Here is a 17,446-nt window from a genome sequence, read left to right as displayed (position 1 = left end):
TTTAAGCACTTGATAAATTTGGAAATATTAATTTTCGGAGAACCCGTATGTCTTTAGCAAAAGATAAGATATGGAAATTATTGGCCCCACTGGTGGTGATGGGCGTCATGTTTCTTATCCCTGTACCCGACGGTATGCCGCCGCAGGCATGGCATTACTTCGCCGTGTTTGTGGCAATGATTGTCGGCATGATCCTCGAGCCAATTCCGGCAACAGCGATCAGTTTTATTGCAGTGACTATTTGCGTTATTGGCAGTAATTACCTGCTCTTTGACGCCAAAGAATTAGCTGACCCCGCTTTTAATGCCCAAAAACAGGCGCTGAAATGGGGACTGGCTGGTTTTTCCAGTACCACTGTCTGGCTGGTATTTGGCGCATTTATCTTTGCATTAGGGTATGAAGTTTCCGGATTAGGCCGTCGTATTGCCCTTTTCCTGGTAAAATTCATGGGTAAACGCACGCTGACGTTGGGTTATGCAATTGTCATTATCGACATTCTGCTGGCTCCGTTTACACCGTCTAACACCGCACGTACCGGGGGTACGGTTTTCCCGGTCATTAAAAACCTGCCGCCGCTGTTTAAATCATTCCCGAACGATCCGTCTGCACGTCGCATTGGCGGTTATTTAATGTGGATGATGGTCATCAGTACCAGTCTGAGTTCCTCCATGTTTGTCACCGGTGCAGCACCAAACGTGCTGGGTCTGGAGTTCGTCAGCAAAATTGCCGGTATCCAGATTAGCTGGTTGCAGTGGTTCCTCTGCTTCCTGCCAGTTGGGGTTATCTTACTTATCATTGCGCCGTGGCTTTCCTACGTGCTGTACAAACCGGAAATCACACACAGTGAAGAAGTGGCAACCTGGGCGGGTGATGAACTAAAAACCATGGGTGCGCTGACACGCAGAGAGTGGACGCTGATTGGTCTTGTTCTGCTCAGCTTAGGTTTGTGGGTATTTGGTAGTGAAGTCATTAACGCCACTGCAGTTGGCCTGCTGGCGGTTTCGCTGATGCTGGCGCTGCACGTTGTGCCGTGGAAAGACATTACCCGCTATAACAGCGCATGGAACACGCTGGTCAACCTGGCAACACTGGTTGTTATGGCTAATGGCCTGACCCGTTCTGGCTTTATCGACTGGTTCGCCAGCACCATGAGTACTCACCTGGAAGGCTTCTCACCAAACGCCACAGTGATTGTACTGGTTCTGGTCTTCTACTTTGCACACTACCTGTTTGCCAGCCTCTCTGCGCATACCGCAACCATGCTGCCGGTCATTCTGGCCGTCGGTAAAGGTATTCCGGGCGTACCGATGGAACAACTGTGTATCCTGCTGGTTCTGTCTATCGGTATCATGGGCTGCCTGACGCCATATGCAACCGGTCCAGGGGTTATTATTTACGGCTGCGGCTATGTGAAATCGAAAGATTACTGGCGTCTTGGCGCTATCTTCGGGGTGATTTATATTGCCATGCTGCTTCTGGTAGGCTGGCCGATTCTCGCCATGTGGAACTAATACGTTCGTCAAACGCTGAATAAATCATCACGCCCGCCAGGTAACCCCACCTGGCGGGCTTTTTTATGATTTAATAGATAGTATTCAGTGTATGTATGAGTCCCACACCCATTATGAAAGCATTCTGGCGTAACGCCGCTTTACTGGCGGCTTCTCTGCTCCCCTTATCTTCTGTCAACGCCGCTGCGTTGCAGGCAAAACAGTATGGCGATTTTGACCGCTATGTCCTGGCTCTCTCCTGGCAAACAGGATTTTGCCAGAGCCAGCACGATCGAAATCGTAACGAACGGGATGAATGTCGCCTGCAAACCGAAACGACCAACAAAGCCGATTTTCTGACCGTTCATGGTCTGTGGCCGGGGTTGCCAAAATCAGTTGCAGCGCGTGGCGTTGATGAACGCCGCTGGATGCGCTTCGGCTGCGCCACTCGTCCAATCCCGAACTTGCCGGAAGCTCGCGCCAGCCGGATGTGTTCCTCACCGGAAACCGGGTTATCGCTGGAAACCGCAGCTAAACTGAGTGAAGTTATGCCGGGGGCTGGCGGACGCTCTTGTCTGGAACGTTACGAATACGCGAAACATGGTGCCTGTTTTGGTTTTGACCCGGATGCTTATTTCGGCACGATGGTGCGTCTGAATCAAGAAATTAAAGAGAGCGCAGCCGGAAAATTCCTCGCGGATAACTACGGAAAAACCGTGAGCCGCAGTGACTTTGACGCCGCCTTTGCCAAAAGTTGGGGGAAAGAGAACGTCAAAGCGGTCAAGTTAACGTGCCAGGGTAACCCGGCGTATTTGACTGAAATCCAGATTTCGATAAAAGCTGACGCCATCAACGCACCGCTCTCAGCAAACTCATTCTTACCACAACCACACCCTGGCAACTGTGGCAAAGCCTTTGTGATTGATAAAGCGGGTTATTAATAATCAAATCTGTAAAACGTCGTAGCGCGTTTTACGTAAAACATGATGATTAATATATATACATAATGCGCTGCATTGAGGAATTACCTGAATGTGACGTATATCACTTCAAAGAGTGAGCAACAGTCAGTATCATCATATGAGTTAAACCCTCGCCGCCTGACGGTGAGGGTTTTCTTTTGGGTATGTTTATCTGCGACACTCGCAGTACCGACGACATGGAGTAAAAATGTCCAGACCAACTATCATCATTAACGACCTGGATGCCGAACGCATCGATATTCTGCTGGAGCAACCCGCCTATGCCGGTTTGCCAATCGCCGACGCGTTAAACGCAGAGTTGGATCGCGCCCAAATGTGTTCGCCTGAAGAGATACCACACGACGTGGTGACGATGAACAGCCGGGTTAAATTCCGCAATCTTAGCGATGGCGAAGTGCGTGTGCGCACGCTGGTGTATCCGGCCAAAATGACCGACAGCAATACTCAGCTTTCCGTGATGGCTCCGGTGGGTGCCGCACTGCTGGGACTTCGCGTTGGCGATACCATTCACTGGGAACTTCCGGGCGGCACCGCAACCCACCTTGAAGTGCTGGAACTCGAATACCAGCCTGAAGCCGCTGGCGACTACCTGCTTTAATCCCATCTGCACAAGCGTTTACTCGCTTTGCCCAGAGGATGCATCCGCATCCTCTTTCTGTTCAAATATCAACCAGACTTATCATTTTGCTCTTCCCCGCTACGTTCTAATCTGAACAAGTTATCAACCTGCGGACTCCATTATGAGTGAAGCTCTTGGTATTACAGTGCTTTATATTTTCATCGCGGCAATACTCGTTGTCGCGGTGCTATACCTTGAGCAACACTGGTAGTGTTTATGTGAATATATTTTACCAATCAATATTTAATAGATATAAAATCAACGTCGCAAATCACAGAACTGCAATCAATAATGTGATGTTATGTATTCATGCAACAGCAAGGAGAGAATGCTTATGTACAAAACAATCATTATGCCGGTAGACGTATTTGAAATGGAATTAAGCGACAAAGCCGTTCGTCATGCTGAATTTCTCGCCCAGGATGATGGTGTAATTCATTTACTCCATGTATTACCTGGCGCCGCAAGCCTTAGTCTGCACCGTTTTGCTGCCGATGTGCGTCGTTTCGAAGAGCATTTGCAACATGAGGCGGAAGAACGCCTACAGACAATGGTTGGTCATTTCAATATTGATCCCTCCCGTATCAAACCACATGTCCGCTTTGGTAGCGTGCGGGATGAGGTGAACGAGTTAGCCAAAGAACTGAATGCAGATGTAGTGGTTATCGGTTCGCGTAATCCATCAATTTCAACCCATCTGTTAGGTTCTAACGCTTCCAGCGTGATCCGCCATGCTAATCTGCCTGTATTAGTCGTTCGTTAACAGATTAACGTATTTATGATGCCCTGCCCGGAGCAATCCCGGCAGGTTTTTTTATAACGAAAAAAAGCCGCCAGGTTTGACCCCGGCGGCTAACAATTGCAGGTGAATCTTACTTCTTCTTATGCAGTTTTGGTGCGAATCAGGTAGTCAAAGGCACTCAGAGAGGCTTTAGCACCTTCGCCAGTGGCAATGATGATCTGCTTGTACGGAACAGTCGTACAGTCACCGGCAGCAAACACACCTTTAATGTTGGTTTCGCATTTCGCATCGATGATTACCTCACCCATGCGGTTACGTTCAACTGTGCCTTCCAGCCAGTTAGTGTTCGGCAGCAGACCGATCTGGACGAAAATACCGGCCAGTTCGATGTTGTGAATATCGCCGCTCACACGGTCACGGTATTCCAGACCAACAACTTTGCTGCCGTCACCTTTTACTTCAGTGGTTTGCGCGTTCAGAATAATATCGACGTTTTTCAGGCTGCGCAGTTTGTCCTGCAATACCTGGTCTGCCTTCATTTCTGGAGCAAACTCAAGCAGGGTTACGTGTTCAACAATACCTGCCAGATCGATTGCCGCTTCGACACCGGAGTTACCGCCGCCGATGACCGCTACGCGTTTGCCTTTAAACAGCGGGCCGTCGCAGTGTGGACAATAAGTCACGCCTTTGGTGCGATACTGATCTTCGCCCGGAACGTTCATGTTGCGCCATTTTGCACCGGTCGCCACGATAATGCTGCGTGCCTTCAGTACCGCGCCGGAAGCTGTTTCAATCTGATGCAGGCCGCCTTCAACTGCTGCCGGGATTAGTTTGCTCGCGCTCTGGCTGTCGATTACATCAACGTCGTATTCATCAACGTGAACTTTCAGTGCACCTGCCAGCTTCTGCCCTTCGGTCTTCGGTACAGAAATGTAGTTTTCGATATCAACAGTATCGAGGATCTGACCGCCAAAGCGTTCGCCCATCAGACCGGTACGAATGCCTTTACGTGCGGAATAAATGGCCGCCGCTGCACCCGCCGGGCCGGAACCGACGATTAATACGTCATAAGCATCACGCTTGTTCAGCTCTTCTGCCGCACGTTTTTCCGCACCAGTATCGATTTTGGCGACGATTTCGGAAATAGTCATGCGGCCCTGACCAAACTCTTTACCATTCACGAACACCGCCGGAACGCCCATCACATTGCGATCGGTGATTTCGTTCTGGAACGTACCGCCATCAATCGCCGTGTGCTTAATGCGCGGGTTCAGTACGCTCATCAGGTTCAGCGCCTGCACCACGTCCGGGCAGTTATGGCAGGAGAGCGAATAATAAGTTTCAAATTCAAAATCACCGTCGATATGGCGAATCTGCTCCAGCAGAGACTGTGCTTCTTTCGACGGATGACCACCGGTCCACAGCAGCGCCAGTACCAGTGAGGTGAACTCGTGGCCCAGCGGGGAACCTGCAAAACGCGGCCCCTGGTTGGAACCTGGATTGGTGATCAGGAATGACGGTTTACGCACCGGCAAGCTGTTATCTTCTTTAAAGGTGACTTTGTCTGACAGTTCTGCGATCTCAGCCAACAGTTCCTTGATTTCTGCCGATTTTGCGCTGTCATCCAGCGTGGCAATTAACTCAACAGGCTTTGTCAATTTCTCAAGGTAAGCCTTGAGTTGAGTTTTCATATTTGTGTCGAGCATGTTTATCTCCTGGGCTTTAAACATCATCATGCAAGCGGCCTCATCGGCTACCTGGATGCAGCTTGCATCATGGTGCGGGGAAGAAAATCGGGTGCCGCAGCACCCGATTAATTACGCGATTGCGGAACTTAGATTTTACCAACCAGGTCCAGGGACGGAGCCAGAGTTGCTTCACCTTCTTTCCATTTAGCCGGGCAAACTTCACCTGGGTGAGAAGCCACGTACTGTGCTGCTTTGATTTTACGCAGCAGGTCAGACGCGTCACGGCCAATGCCTTCAGCGGTAACTTCGATAGCCTGGATGATACCCTGCGGGTCAACAACGAAGGTAGCACGGTCAGCCAGACCTTCATCTTCACGCATGTTGTCGAAGTTACGGGTCAGGGCGCCAGTCGGGTCGCCGATCATCGCATATTTGATTTTAGCGATGGTTTCAGAGCTGCTGTGCCATGCTTTGTGGGTGAAGTGAGTATCGGTAGATACTGCGTATACGTCTACGCCCAGTTTCTGCAGTTCTTCGTAGTGGTCAGCAACGTCGCCCAGTTCGGTAGGGCATACGAAAGTAAAGTCAGCCGGGTAGAAGAAGAAGACGCTCCAGCGGCCTTCGGTATCTTTTTCGGTGATTTCAACGAATTCGCCGTTTTTGAATGCCTGGTTTTTAAAAGGTTTAATTTTGGTGTTAATCAAGGACATCTATACTTCCTCCGTGTTTTCGATGTGATGTAAGGTAACCAATTTTTGCCGATTCGGCTAATGCGTTTCCATTATCAAATCGATAAGTTTTACCTTACAACCTTCGTAAGACAACTTTGTGAACTTTGCACCGCCAGCGGCGATAAAAAGTAAAAAGGGTCCCCTTTCCAGGTGACCGCATAACCTGAACTACCCTTTGGTATCTTCAGCGCCTGTTCAACAGGCTGCGGTGTTGCAATGATGATCGCAACGACGAGAGGGATTACAACACCCTCATAAACAAAGGGCAATCATCTGACATAAGGTCTTAACTATGACAGTGATAGGTTAAGCCTTTTATTGTGTATTTGCACTGAACGAAAAGGACAAAGCAATGTTAAAAAAGATAATTTTGTTTACCCTACTCCCTGGATTTGCTTACGCCGAAGAGCTTCCTGCGCCCGTTAAAGCGATTGAAAAACAGGGGATTACGATTATCAAATCGTTCGATGCACCTGGCGGCATGAAAGGTTATCTGGGGAAATATCAGGACATGGGAGTCACTATCTACCTTACGCCTGACGGCAAACATGCCATATCTGGCTATATGTACAACGAAAAGGGAGAGAACCTCAGTAACGCCCTTATTGAAAAAGAGATTTACGCACCTGCCGGACGCGAAATGTGGCAACGCATGGAACAATCAAGCTGGTTACTTGACGGTAAAAAAGATGCACCAGTCGTGGTTTATGTTTTTGCCGATCCTTTCTGCCCGTATTGCAAACAATTCTGGCAACAAGCGCGCCCATGGGTTGATGCCGGTAAAGTACAAATCCGTACCCTACTGGTTGGCGTGATAAAACCCGAAAGCCCAGCAACTGCGGCGGCAATCCTTGCGTCTAAGGATCCGGCAAAAACGTGGCAAGAGTATGAAGCATCAGGCGGCAAGTTAAAGCTGAACCTCTCCGGGAGCGTGGGCCCGGAACAGATGAAGATTCTAAGTGCCAATGAGGCGTTGATGGACGAACTGGGTGCAAATGTCACACCTGCGATTTATTACATGAGTCCAGAGAACACATTGCAGCAGGCTGTCGGATTACCGGATCAAAAGACCTTAAATATTATTATGGGAAATAAATAACATTCATTGTATGGATAGCTGAAATAGTTCACTCCTTTTCAGTTATCCATAAAATCGCAAGTATTGTTCACCCCGCTCATATCAACTATGGTATTTTAGAAAAACTTAATCGTAAATTAAGTAAAACAACATAATATATATAAATACATAAAGCCATATCATTGACTTGATGAATATTATGAGAACAAGCATATGAATGGAGCGCATCATGGCTAATCTTTACGACTTAAAAAAATTCGATTTGAACTTGCTTGTCATTTTTGAATGCATATACCAACATCTTAGCATTAGCAAGGCCGCAGAATCGTTATATATAACCCCTTCTGCGGTGAGTCAGTCTTTACAACGTCTACGTGCACAATTTAATGACCCCTTATTTATTCGCTCCGGGAAAGGTATTGCACCAACAACGACAGGGTTAAATTTGCATCATCACCTTGAGAAAAATCTCAAGAACCTTGAGCAAACAATCAACATTGTCAATAAAGCAGAACTGAAGAAAAAATTTATTATTTATGGCCCGCAACTCATCTCTTCAACCAACAGTAGCCTCTTGATCGGATGTCTGCGACAAGATACAGCCGTAGAAATTGAACATCATGACATCATGATGTCAGCAGAAAGCGCCGAAGATTTATTGACTTATCGCAAAGCAGATCTGGTCATCACATTAATGCCGGTCATCAGTCGCTCGGTAAGCTGTATGCCTTTTCAGTCGATACGAAACACGCTTATCTGTAGCGCATCCCATCCGAGAATAACGGAACACAGTAGCCGCGAAGAAATTCTTGATGAAGAGTTCACTTCTCTGACATCGAAAGCACCTGGCCTTGAAGATTTTCAGATGGAAATAGAAGCGATTCTTACAAACCGAAAAATAGCATTCCGTAGCTCTTCACTGTTTACTATTGTCAATACTATTGCGGTTACCGATTTACTGGGCATTGTGCCCTTCGAATTATATCGTAGCTATCAAAAAAACCTTCAATTAAAACAAATAAAGATAGAACAGAATCTACCGTCTAATACACTTTATATTTCCTATAATAAATCATCATTAAACAACCTGAGTTTCTCTCGTTTTATTGATCGTTTGAATGACAACTTATGTTAAACATCTGCCGGCATGGATAATATTCGTCTTAAAAATTCAGCATGTGAATATAAAATAAGATACCTCATTTTAATTTATTAATACTATAATCAGGAAACTATCGCACTTTTCTCACGGTCACGTTAAGAGAGCGTCTTCAGATGTCCATTTATAAAATCCCGCTACCTCTCAATATCCTGGAAGCAGCACAAGACCGTATCACCTGGACACTTAATACTCTGCCTCGCGTATGCGTCTCTTTTTCTGGTGGTAAAGATTCTGGCTTAATGCTCCATTTGACCGCAGATCTGGCCAGAAAAATGGGAAAAAAAATACACGTCCTGTTTATCGACTGGGAAGCTCAGTTTTCTTGTACGATTGACTATGTTCAATCGCTACGTGAGCAGTATGCCGATGTTATCGAAGAGTTTTATTGGGTAGCACTACCGCTAACAACGCAAAATTCATTATCCCAATATCAACCCGAATGGCAGTGCTGGCAGCCTGATATTGAATGGGTTCGTCAACCGCCAGAAGATGCGATAACCGATCCGGCATTTTTCTCGTTTTATCAATCAGGCATGACCTTTGAACATTTTGTGCGTGAATTTGCCGAATGGTTTTCACAACATCGTCCAGCCGCAATGTTAGTCGGTATCCGTGCCGACGAGTCTTATAATCGTTTCGTCGCCATTGCCAGCTTAAATAAACAACGTTTTGCTGACGATAAACCGTGGACCACCGCCGCACCAGGTGGTCATTGTTGGTATATTTATCCCATTTACGACTGGAAGGTGGCCGATATCTGGACCTGGTATGCTAAACACCAGACTCTATCTAACCCTTTGTATAATCTGATGTACCAGGCTGGCGTCCCTCTGCGTCATATGCGAATCTGCGAACCTTTTGGTCCAGAGCAACGGCAAGGTTTATGGCTATATCATGTTCTTGAACCTGACCGATGGGCCGCAATGTGCGCCAGGGTCAGTGGCGTAAAAAGCGGTGGAATTTACGCTGGTCATGACAATCAATTTTATGGTCATAGGAAGATCCTTAAGCCCGACCATTTAGACTGGCAAGAATATGCCTTATTACTGCTTAATAGTATGCCGGAAAAAACGGCTGAACATTATCGCAATAAGATTGCTGTTTATTTGCACTGGTATCAAAAAAAAGGCATCGAGATCCCTCAGACACAGCATGGAGATATTGGCTCAAAAGATGTTCCTTCCTGGCGACGAATCTGCAAAGTATTGCTCAACAATGATTATTGGTGTCGGGCATTATCATTCAGCCCCACAAAAGCCAAAAATTATCAACGTTATAACGAACGGATTAAAGGAAAACGTCAGGAATGGGGAATACTATGCAGCAGCGATTAACGCAGGATTTAACTCAATTTCTCGCCAGTCTGGCGGAAGAAGATCGCATTAAGGCGATCAATGAGATCAGAACGGCGATCCATCAAGTAAGTCCATTTCGCGACGAACCGGTAGATTGTGTTTTGTGGGTTAAGAACACCCAACTCACTCCCAATGATTACAATCCGAATAACGTCGCGCCGCCAGAGAAACGATTACTGCAAAAATCAATTGAGGTCGATGGTTTTACCCAGCCAATTGTGGTGACCAACACACGAGCCAGCACACTTGAAATTGTTGATGGTTTTCACCGTCATGAAATTGGTAAAGGCTCTAACACGTTAAAATTGCGATTAAAAGGGTATTTACCGGTCACCTGCCTGGAAGGAACACGTAACGAACGTATCGCTGCAACTATTCGCCACAACCGGGCGCGCGGTCGCCACCAGGTCACGGCAATGTCAGAAATTGTTCGTGAACTCAGCCAGTTAGGTTGGGATGACAATAAAATCGGCAAAGAGTTGGGAATGGACAGCGACGAAGTGTTGCGCCTGAAGCAAATTAACGGCCTGCAAGAACTGTTTGCCGACCGCCAATATTCCCGCGCCTGGACTGTCAAATAACTAAAGCTGGCGCAGGCGTTCAGCCGCCGCCATCAGCGTCGATTCCTTCTTGGCAAAACAGAGACGAATCAGTTTATGCGGGAAGGGATCGGCGCAAAACACCGACAGCGGGATCGCCGCCACGCCATGCTCCCGCGTCAGCCACTGGCAAAACTCAACATCATCCAGCGTAGACACGGCGCTGTAATCCACCAGCAAAAAGTATGTGCCTTCACACGGTAAAATCTCCAGCCGACTTTCATTTAAGGCATTCACCAGAATATCGCGCTTCTGGCGATAAAAGTCCGGTAATGCAAGATAATGCTCAGGTTCTGCACGTAGCATATCCGCAAGTGCCAGCTGTGCCGGGGTATTCACCGAAAAGGTCAGATACTGATGTACCTTGCGAATTTCGGCACTGATGGGCGCTGGCGCAACGCAATACCCCACTTTCCAGCCGGTCATGTGATAGGTCTTGCCAAACGATGACACCGCCACCGCCCGCTCACGCAACTGCGGATGCGCCAGCACGCTGGCATGGCCCGGCTGTGAAAAGTTGATGTGCTCGTAAACTTCATCACTAATGACAAAAATCTCACGATCGGCAATTGCCTGCCACAAAGCGGCAAAATCAGCCTGTTGCCAGACGGTGGCGCTGGGATTATGCGGCGTGTTGAGGATCACCAGCCGGGTGCGCTCGCCCAATAGCGCAGCAAATTCTTGCCAGTCAACGCGAAAATGCGGCGGCTGTAGCGCAATGCGTTTCACGATCCCACCTGATAGCGTAATGGCTGGCGCATAACTGTCATAACTGGGGTCGAAACAGATAACTTCATCGCCACTACGTACCAGCGCGGTAATCGCCGCGTATAACGCCTCCGTCGCCCCTGCTGTTACGGTGATATCGCTGTCGGCATCCGGGTGATAGCCATACAAACGTTCCGTTTTCTGAGCAATCGCCTCGCGCAATGCCTGTACGCCGGTCATTGGCGCGTATTGATTTGCGCCCTGGGCAACGTGATACGCCAGTCGCTCCTGTAAATAGCGCGGACCATCAAAATCAGGAAAGCCTTGCGACAGGTTAATCGCCTGGTGTTGCTGCGCCAGCGCACTCATCTGGGTGAAAATGGTAGTGCCAAGTTGTGGAAGTTTGCTTTGTGGAATCAGAGGGTTATTTGTCATTTTTATTGTGCCTGACGAAGTTGCGTGTTGAAGGCACTATAACACGATGCTAGTATTTGGCAATCAAGACGTTTAGATGTCTAAATAAAACAATAAGGACAACACAACATGCCTCACAATCCTATCCGCGTCGTCGTCGGCCCGGCTAACTACTTTTCTCATCCCGGCAGTCTCAATCACCTGCATGATTTTTTCACGACTGAACAGCTTTCTCGCGCTGTGTGGATTTATGGTGAACGCGCCATTGCTGCGGCGCAAACCAAACTTCCACTAGCGTTTGAACTGCCAGGAGCAAAGCATATTTTGTTTCGCGGTCATTGCAGCGAAAGCGATGTGCAACAACTGGCGACACAGTCTGGTGACGATCGCAGCGTAGTAATTGGCGTCGGTGGCGGCGCACTGCTCGACACCGCGAAAGCCCTCGCCCGCCGTCTCGGTCTGCCGTTTGTTGCCGTTCCAACGATCGCCGCTACCTGCGCCGCCTGGACACCGCTCTCCGTCTGGTATAACGATGCCGGACAGGCGCTACATTATGAAATTTTCGACGACGCCAATTTTATGGTTTTGGTGGAACCGGAGATTATCCTCAATGCGCCGCAAGAATATCTGCTGGCGGGGATCGGCGACACGCTGGCGAAATGGTATGAAGCGGTGGTACTGGCTCCGCAGCCAGAAACCTTGCCGCTAACCGTGCGTCTGGGGATTAATAACGCGCAAGCCATTCGCGACGTCTTGTTAAACAGTAGCGAACAGGCGCTTGCCGATCAGCAAAATCAGCAGTTAACGCAATCATTTTGCGATGTGGTGGATGCCATTATCGCTGGTGGCGGAATGGTCGGCGGTCTGGGCGATCGTTTTACGCGTGTGGCGGCGGCTCATGCCGTGCATAACGGTCTGACTGTTCTGCCGCAAACCGAGAAGTTTCTCCACGGCACCAAAGTCGCCTACGGAATTCTGGTGCAAAGCGCCTTGCTGGGTCAGGATGATGTGCTGGCGCAATTAACAGGGGCGTATCAGCGTTTTCATCTGCCGACTACGCTGGCGGAGCTGGAAGTGGATATCAATAATCAGGCGGAGATCGACAAAGTGATTGCCCACACCTTACGTCCGGTGGAGTCCATTCATTACCTGCCAGTCACGCTGACACCAGATACGTTGCGTGCAGCGTTGGAAAAAGTGGAATCGTTTAAAGCCTGACGAACAAATTTAGCAGCAGCGCGCGCCGCCTTTTCCACCGTAGCGCGCGTCCTGCCGCTCACGGAAAAACTCTTCGTAGGTCATCGGCGTTTGATCGGGATGGTTAACCCGCATATGTTCGACATAGTTGTCGTAATCAGGCATACCAATCATCAGCTTCGCCGCCTGACCTAAATATTTTCCGGCTTTTGCCAGTGAATCAAACATCAATACCTCCGGTAAACAGGTTGCTGAGAGAGTGCATTAATAGCTATCAACGCGCTCGGTCAGTCCCCTCGCCCCACCGGGGAGAGGGTTAGGGTGAAGGGGAAGCATCGGCACTATACCAACATTCCCCCTCACTCTGACTTTAGTGCGCGCCTTTTGCCTGCGCCACGATCTCCTCGACATTTTCTGGCATCGGCTCATACGGCGTTTCTTTCGCCGTTGGCTTCGGCTCTTTCAATGCCGCCAGCGCCGTTTTAATCGAGAACATCGCCAGAACCACCACGACCACCATAAAGAAGATGGTTAACCCGGCATCCAGACGGTTGTTGAACACCAGTTGCGCCAGTTGTGACTCGGTATACTGCGACGGAATGTTGCCGCTGTCGATCATGGCCTGGAACTTGTTAGCAATGGCCAGGAAGCCGACTTTCGCATCCGGGCTAAACGCTTTCTGCCAGCCTGCGGTCAGGGTACAAATCAGCAACCAGGCCGTTGGCACCAGTGCCACCCAGGCGTAACGTTGGCGTTTCATTTTGAACAACACCACGGCACAGAGCATCAGCGCCATCCCTGCCAGCATCTGGTTGGCAATACCAAACAGCGGCCACAGGGTGTTAATACCGCCCAGCGGATCGACCACGCCCTGATGCAGGAAGTAGCCCCACGCCAGCACACACAGCGCCGTTGCCAGCAGGTTCGCAGGCAGAGAATCGGTCCGTTTCAGACCCGGAGACACCACGCCCAGCAAATCCTGCAACATAAAGCGCGCAGCACGCGTACCTGCATCCACCGCTGTCAGAATAAACAGTGCTTCAAACAAAATGGCGAAGTGATACCAGAACGCCACATCCATCATGCCGCCCAGCGCGCCGTGCAGAATGTAGGCCATCCCCACCGCCAACGTCGGCGCACCGCCCGCACGGGAAATGATCGACTGTTCACCGACTTCGCTGGCAATCTGGTTTAACGTATCCGGGGTTATCGCAAAGCCCCAACTACTCACCACCTGCGCGGCAGAAGCCACCACATCCGTCGTACCCGCCGGAGCCAGCACCGCCATCGGGCTGTTCATGGCAAAATACACGCCCGGATCGATGATACAGGCAGAAACTAGCGCCATAATCGCCACGAAGGATTCCATCAACATCCCGCCGTAGCCGATAAAACACGCCTGACCTTCGTTCGCCAGCATCTTCGGCGTGGTGCCGGAAGAGATCAGCGCATGGAAGCCAGACACCGCACCACAGGCGATGGTGATAAACAGGAACGGGAACAGGTTACCGGTCCATACCGGGCCTGTGCCATCGACAAATTTGGTCAGCGCAGGCATAGTCAGCGTCGGGCGCATGATCAAAATGCCTACCGCCAGACCGACGATAGTCCCGATTTTCAGGAAGGTAGAAAGGTAGTCACGCGGAGCCAGCAGCAGCCATACGGGCAGCACCGCCGCCACAAAACCGTAACCCACCAGCATCCAGGTCAACTGCACACCGGTAAAGTCAAAGTACGGCGCCCAGGTCGGGCTTTCTGCCACCCAGCCGCCAGAGATAATGGCGAAAATCAGGAACACCAGGCCAATCACCGACACTTCCCCAATGCGACCAGGACGCAGGTAGCGCAGGTAGATCCCCATGAACAGCGCCAGCGGAATGGTGAACGCAACGGTATACGTTCCCCACGGGCTATGAGTCAGGGCTTTCACCACAATCATCGCCAGCACTGCAAGGATGATCACCATGATCATAAAGCAGGCCACCAGCGCAATCACCCCGGCGGTTGGCCCCATCTCTTCTTTGACCAGTTCGCCCAGCGAGCGACCGTCACGGCGCGTAGAAACAAACAGCACCATGAAATCCTGCACCGCACCGGCGAGGACCACCCCGGCGAGCAGCCAGATCATCCCCGGCAGGTAGCCCATTTGCGCTGCCAGCACCGGCCCCACCAGCGGGCCTGCGCCGGCAATGGCCGCAAAATGGTGACCGAACAGCACTTTCTTGTCCGTCGGCACATAGTCCAGCCCGTCGTTATGGCGCACCGCTGGCGTCATACGCGTCGGGTCAACCGCCAGCACATTTTTGGCGATATACAGACCATAAAAACGATAAGCGATCAGATAGATACAGACCGACGCCACCACAATCCACAGTGCGTTGATCTGTTCCCCACGATTTAAAGCAATGTATCCCAGAGCAAATGCTCCCATTACAGAGAGCACTGTCCAGACGAGGTATTTCCCTGATTTGTTCATAATTGTTATCCGTGTGCGTGTCCATAGAGATGTTACATTTTGTTTCTATAACATCTTTGCGGAATTTAACAACGCGATAACCAAACAAATAAGAGTTAAAACCAATAATTAACTTAACAATGTTAACTCGATCACTCCGTTAACCGAGTTTTCCTGCAATCTCATTTAATTCTGTCGGGTTCATCCCAAAACCGCCGTACCCAGCCGACAAGTGCAGCAACGCCGCCCCTGTTCATCGAAAACGACGATTTCCCAGCTCTGATTTTGCCGCCCAAGATGCAGCGGCTGGCAGACGCCGCGCACCTTTCCCTCAGACACCGGACGATGATGCGTGGCGTTCAGTTCCGTGCCTACCACGCACTGACCGTCGCGAGTCATCATAAATCCGGCCATCGATCCCAGCGTTTCCGCCAGCGCCGCCGACGCACCGCCATGCAGCAGGCCAAACGGCTGATGAGTACGGGTATCAACCGGCATTTCGGCTTCCAGCACATCATCGCCCAGGCGGGTATAAACAATTCCCAGATGCGCCACCATTGTGTTGTCGCTGGTGGCGTTGAGTTCGTCGAGCGTTAAATGGCGTTTCCAGATCATGCTTATGCTCCCAGCGTTGAGCCGCCATCCACCACGATATCCTGTAGCGTGATATGGCTGGCGAGGTCAGAGGCGAGGAACAAAATCGTGTTGGCGATCTCCTGCGGACGGGCAATTTTCCCCAGCGGAATGCCGAGCTTAAACTGCTCGCCAAAGCCGCGAATACGCAGCTCTTCGGCGTCATCGCTCACCCACAGCGTGCGTTGCATATCGGTGTCGGTGGAGCCGGGCGAAACCACGTTACAGCGCACGCCGCTACCCGCCAGTTCCAGCCCGACGCTCAACGCCAGGCTTTTCAGCGCCGCTTTCGACGCACCGTAAGCACTCATACCAATACGCGGCGTATGTGCAGCGTCGGACGCTACCGTAACAATCGCCCCGCCCCGCTGACGGCGAAACTGGTTCATGGTTTGCTGAAACAGGTTAAATGCGCCGCCAACGTTGACCGCAAAGGTCTGCTGCCAGTCTTCTTTGCTGAGCTGATCGGTCGCGCCCATGCGTAAAATTCCCGCCGCATTGACCAGCACGTCCAGTCGCTCCGTTTCAGCTAACAGTCGCTGACATACCTGCGCCACCTGCCCGGCGTCGGCTACATCCATCACTTCGGTCGCAAAGGGATATTGCTCCTGAGTGAACGCTTGATCAAAACCTGTAACTTTCGCACCCACGTCAACAAACGCCAGCGCCGTGGCGTAACCGATACCTTTACCCGCTCCGGTAACCCAGACATTTTTGCCGCTGAAATCCATTATTTCACCTCGCGGGAGAGCAGTTTCCACCAGGCATCAATGGTTGGGTTTTTCGCCAGCATGACAAAATCGATATCGCCATGCACTTTGCGCCAGCGCGCCGCCAGCGCCATCATGCGCACTGAATCCAGACCGTAGTCGATCAGGTTGTCGTCATCGAACGGCTCATCGGATTCGTCCAGCAGCGGCAGGATCACCTCTCGCAGCGCCGCTTTGCTGGCGGGAATTGGCGTCGGCAGCAGTTCCTCGGTCATCACCACCCGACCAGAACGCCCGGCAACATATTTCAGCGACATCAAATGCTCGTCACGGCTGAAATCGGCCAGCGCATCCGCCACCATAAATGGTTTGATATCACGCATAAACGCGTCGGTCGCGGTGGTCATACAGCCAATATGCGCGTACACCCCGGTGATAATCAGTTGGTTACGTCCGCTCTCTTTCAGCATTTGCTCCAGCGGAGAACGATGAAACGCGCTGTAGCGCCACTTCACCAGCACCGTATCGTCGGCATCCGGCGTCAGGCGATCCACCACCTTTTGCTGTTCCGGCGAACGGGTCAGGCCCGGCCCCCACATATCATTCAACAGCGCCCGATCTTCATCGCTCTGCTCTTTCGGCTGGGCGGTGTAATAAACCGGAATATTGTGCTGTTTGCAGTAGTCGCGCAGCGCAGCAATATTCGCGATCACCTGTTCCATCATCGGGCAGTTCTCGCCCCAGAAGCTGACGAAATAATCCTGCATATCATGGATTAACAGCGCGGCGCGTTGCGGTTCAAATGCCCAGTCGACTTTATTTTGCGGAATATCGTGAGACTCCGGCAGTGCGTAAGCCTGTAATTTTGGAATAGCCATCGTG

Annotated in this window: 18 protein-coding genes; 10 read left to right on the top strand and 8 right to left on the bottom strand. The window is 50.4% G+C overall.

Annotated elements, in window-relative coordinates:
* The first annotated feature begins 47 nt into the window (after positions 1–47).
* The 5 genes from citT to uspG all read left to right on the top strand — a co-directional run bounded on the left by citT (position 48) and on the right by uspG (position 3,855).
* Positions 48–1,511, top strand: coding sequence for a citrate/succinate antiporter CitT (citT, locus tag C3D30_RS05410; RefSeq protein ID WP_000050310.1), 1,464 nt, complete (start codon positions 48–50; stop codon positions 1,509–1,511).
* Positions 1,512–1,624: 113 nt separating this feature from the next.
* A complete protein-coding gene (gene rna / locus C3D30_RS05405; protein ID WP_010355769.1) occupies positions 1,625–2,431 on the top strand; it encodes a ribonuclease I in 807 nt (268 codons plus the stop codon).
* Positions 2,432–2,660: 229 nt separating this feature from the next.
* The gene (rnk, locus tag C3D30_RS05400; RefSeq protein WP_000089726.1) at positions 2,661–3,071 is read left to right on the top strand and encodes a nucleoside diphosphate kinase regulator; all 411 of its coding nucleotides are present in this window, start codon (positions 2,661–2,663) and stop codon (positions 3,069–3,071) included.
* A 142-nt stretch (positions 3,072–3,213) separates the two neighbouring features.
* Positions 3,214–3,303 (top strand): small membrane protein YldA, encoded by a 90-nt coding sequence (gene yldA / locus C3D30_RS20770; RefSeq protein ID WP_016231624.1) that lies wholly within the window; start codon positions 3,214–3,216, stop codon positions 3,301–3,303.
* 123 nt (positions 3,304–3,426) lie between these two features.
* Positions 3,427–3,855, top strand: a complete 429-nt coding sequence (gene uspG / locus C3D30_RS05395) for a universal stress protein UspG (RefSeq protein ID WP_010352343.1) — start codon at positions 3,427–3,429, stop codon at positions 3,853–3,855.
* A 119-nt stretch (positions 3,856–3,974) separates the two neighbouring features.
* On the opposite strand, the gene ahpF is transcribed toward uspG, so the two are convergent.
* Together ahpF and ahpC are read right to left on the bottom strand one after the other, a co-directional pair.
* Positions 3,975–5,540, bottom strand: coding sequence for an alkyl hydroperoxide reductase subunit F (ahpF, locus tag C3D30_RS05390; RefSeq protein WP_010352341.1), 1,566 nt, complete (start codon positions 5,538–5,540; stop codon positions 3,975–3,977).
* A gap of 128 nt (positions 5,541–5,668) precedes the next feature.
* Positions 5,669–6,232: an alkyl hydroperoxide reductase subunit C gene (gene ahpC / locus C3D30_RS05380; protein WP_000052804.1), complete on the bottom strand. Its 564-nt coding sequence runs from the start codon at positions 6,230–6,232 to the stop codon at positions 5,669–5,671.
* A 373-nt stretch (positions 6,233–6,605) separates the two neighbouring features.
* Between ahpC and dsbG the strand changes: the two genes are divergently transcribed.
* From dsbG to C3D30_RS05360, 4 genes are all read left to right on the top strand, one after another.
* On the top strand, positions 6,606–7,352 hold the full coding sequence (dsbG, locus tag C3D30_RS05375) for a thiol:disulfide interchange protein DsbG (RefSeq protein WP_000913741.1): 747 nt from the start codon (positions 6,606–6,608) through the stop codon (positions 7,350–7,352).
* Between the two features lie 208 nt (positions 7,353–7,560).
* Positions 7,561–8,466 (top strand): DNA-binding transcriptional repressor CitR, encoded by a 906-nt coding sequence (gene citR / locus C3D30_RS05370; RefSeq protein ID WP_000002458.1) that lies wholly within the window; start codon positions 7,561–7,563, stop codon positions 8,464–8,466.
* Positions 8,467–8,606: 140 nt separating this feature from the next.
* Complete coding sequence (locus C3D30_RS05365) at positions 8,607–9,827, top strand: phosphoadenosine phosphosulfate reductase (RefSeq protein ID WP_000029786.1); 1,221 nt, start codon at positions 8,607–8,609, stop codon at positions 9,825–9,827.
* The gene (locus C3D30_RS05360) at positions 9,800–10,429 is read left to right on the top strand and encodes an IbrB-like domain-containing protein (protein ID WP_000528560.1); all 630 of its coding nucleotides are present in this window, start codon (positions 9,800–9,802) and stop codon (positions 10,427–10,429) included. Before C3D30_RS05365 ends, C3D30_RS05360 begins: the two co-directional genes overlap by 28 nt.
* Here C3D30_RS05360 and ybdL read toward each other — a convergent pair whose 3' ends face one another.
* Positions 10,430–11,590: a methionine-oxo-acid transaminase gene (ybdL, locus tag C3D30_RS05355; RefSeq protein ID WP_000183915.1), complete on the bottom strand. Its 1,161-nt coding sequence runs from the start codon at positions 11,588–11,590 to the stop codon at positions 10,430–10,432.
* A 108-nt stretch (positions 11,591–11,698) separates the two neighbouring features.
* Between ybdL and hcxA the strand changes: the two genes are divergently transcribed.
* Positions 11,699–12,787: a hydroxycarboxylate dehydrogenase HcxA gene (gene hcxA, locus C3D30_RS05350; RefSeq protein ID WP_016231623.1), complete on the top strand. Its 1,089-nt coding sequence runs from the start codon at positions 11,699–11,701 to the stop codon at positions 12,785–12,787.
* 9 nt (positions 12,788–12,796) lie between these two features.
* Here the strand turns inward: hcxA and C3D30_RS05345 are convergent, their stop codons facing one another.
* The 5 genes from C3D30_RS05345 to entB form a co-directional block, all read right to left on the bottom strand.
* Complete coding sequence (locus C3D30_RS05345) at positions 12,797–12,994, bottom strand: YbdD/YjiX family protein (RefSeq protein WP_000460431.1); 198 nt, start codon at positions 12,992–12,994, stop codon at positions 12,797–12,799.
* A 142-nt stretch (positions 12,995–13,136) separates the two neighbouring features.
* Complete coding sequence (cstA, locus tag C3D30_RS05340) at positions 13,137–15,242, bottom strand: pyruvate/proton symporter CstA (RefSeq protein WP_105286572.1); 2,106 nt, start codon at positions 15,240–15,242, stop codon at positions 13,137–13,139.
* 180 nt (positions 15,243–15,422) lie between these two features.
* Positions 15,423–15,836: a proofreading thioesterase EntH gene (entH, locus tag C3D30_RS05335; protein ID WP_000637953.1), complete on the bottom strand. Its 414-nt coding sequence runs from the start codon at positions 15,834–15,836 to the stop codon at positions 15,423–15,425.
* 2 nt (positions 15,837–15,838) lie between these two features.
* Positions 15,839–16,585, bottom strand: a complete 747-nt coding sequence (gene entA, locus C3D30_RS05330) for a 2,3-dihydro-2,3-dihydroxybenzoate dehydrogenase EntA (RefSeq protein WP_016231622.1) — start codon at positions 16,583–16,585, stop codon at positions 15,839–15,841.
* Positions 16,585–17,442 (bottom strand): enterobactin biosynthesis bifunctional isochorismatase/aryl carrier protein EntB, encoded by an 858-nt coding sequence (entB, locus tag C3D30_RS05325; protein WP_001007144.1) that lies wholly within the window; start codon positions 17,440–17,442, stop codon positions 16,585–16,587. The genes entA and entB overlap by 1 nt, the downstream gene beginning before the upstream one ends.
* Between the last annotated feature and the right edge of the window lie 4 nt (positions 17,443–17,446).

It is taken from the genome of Escherichia sp. MOD1-EC5433, assembly GCF_002966005.1.
GTDB classification, from domain to species: Bacteria; Pseudomonadota; Gammaproteobacteria; order Enterobacterales; family Enterobacteriaceae; genus Escherichia; species Escherichia ruysiae.
The sequence above is the reverse complement of the archived record's forward strand: the minus strand, read 5'-3'. Positions and strand labels throughout refer to the sequence as shown.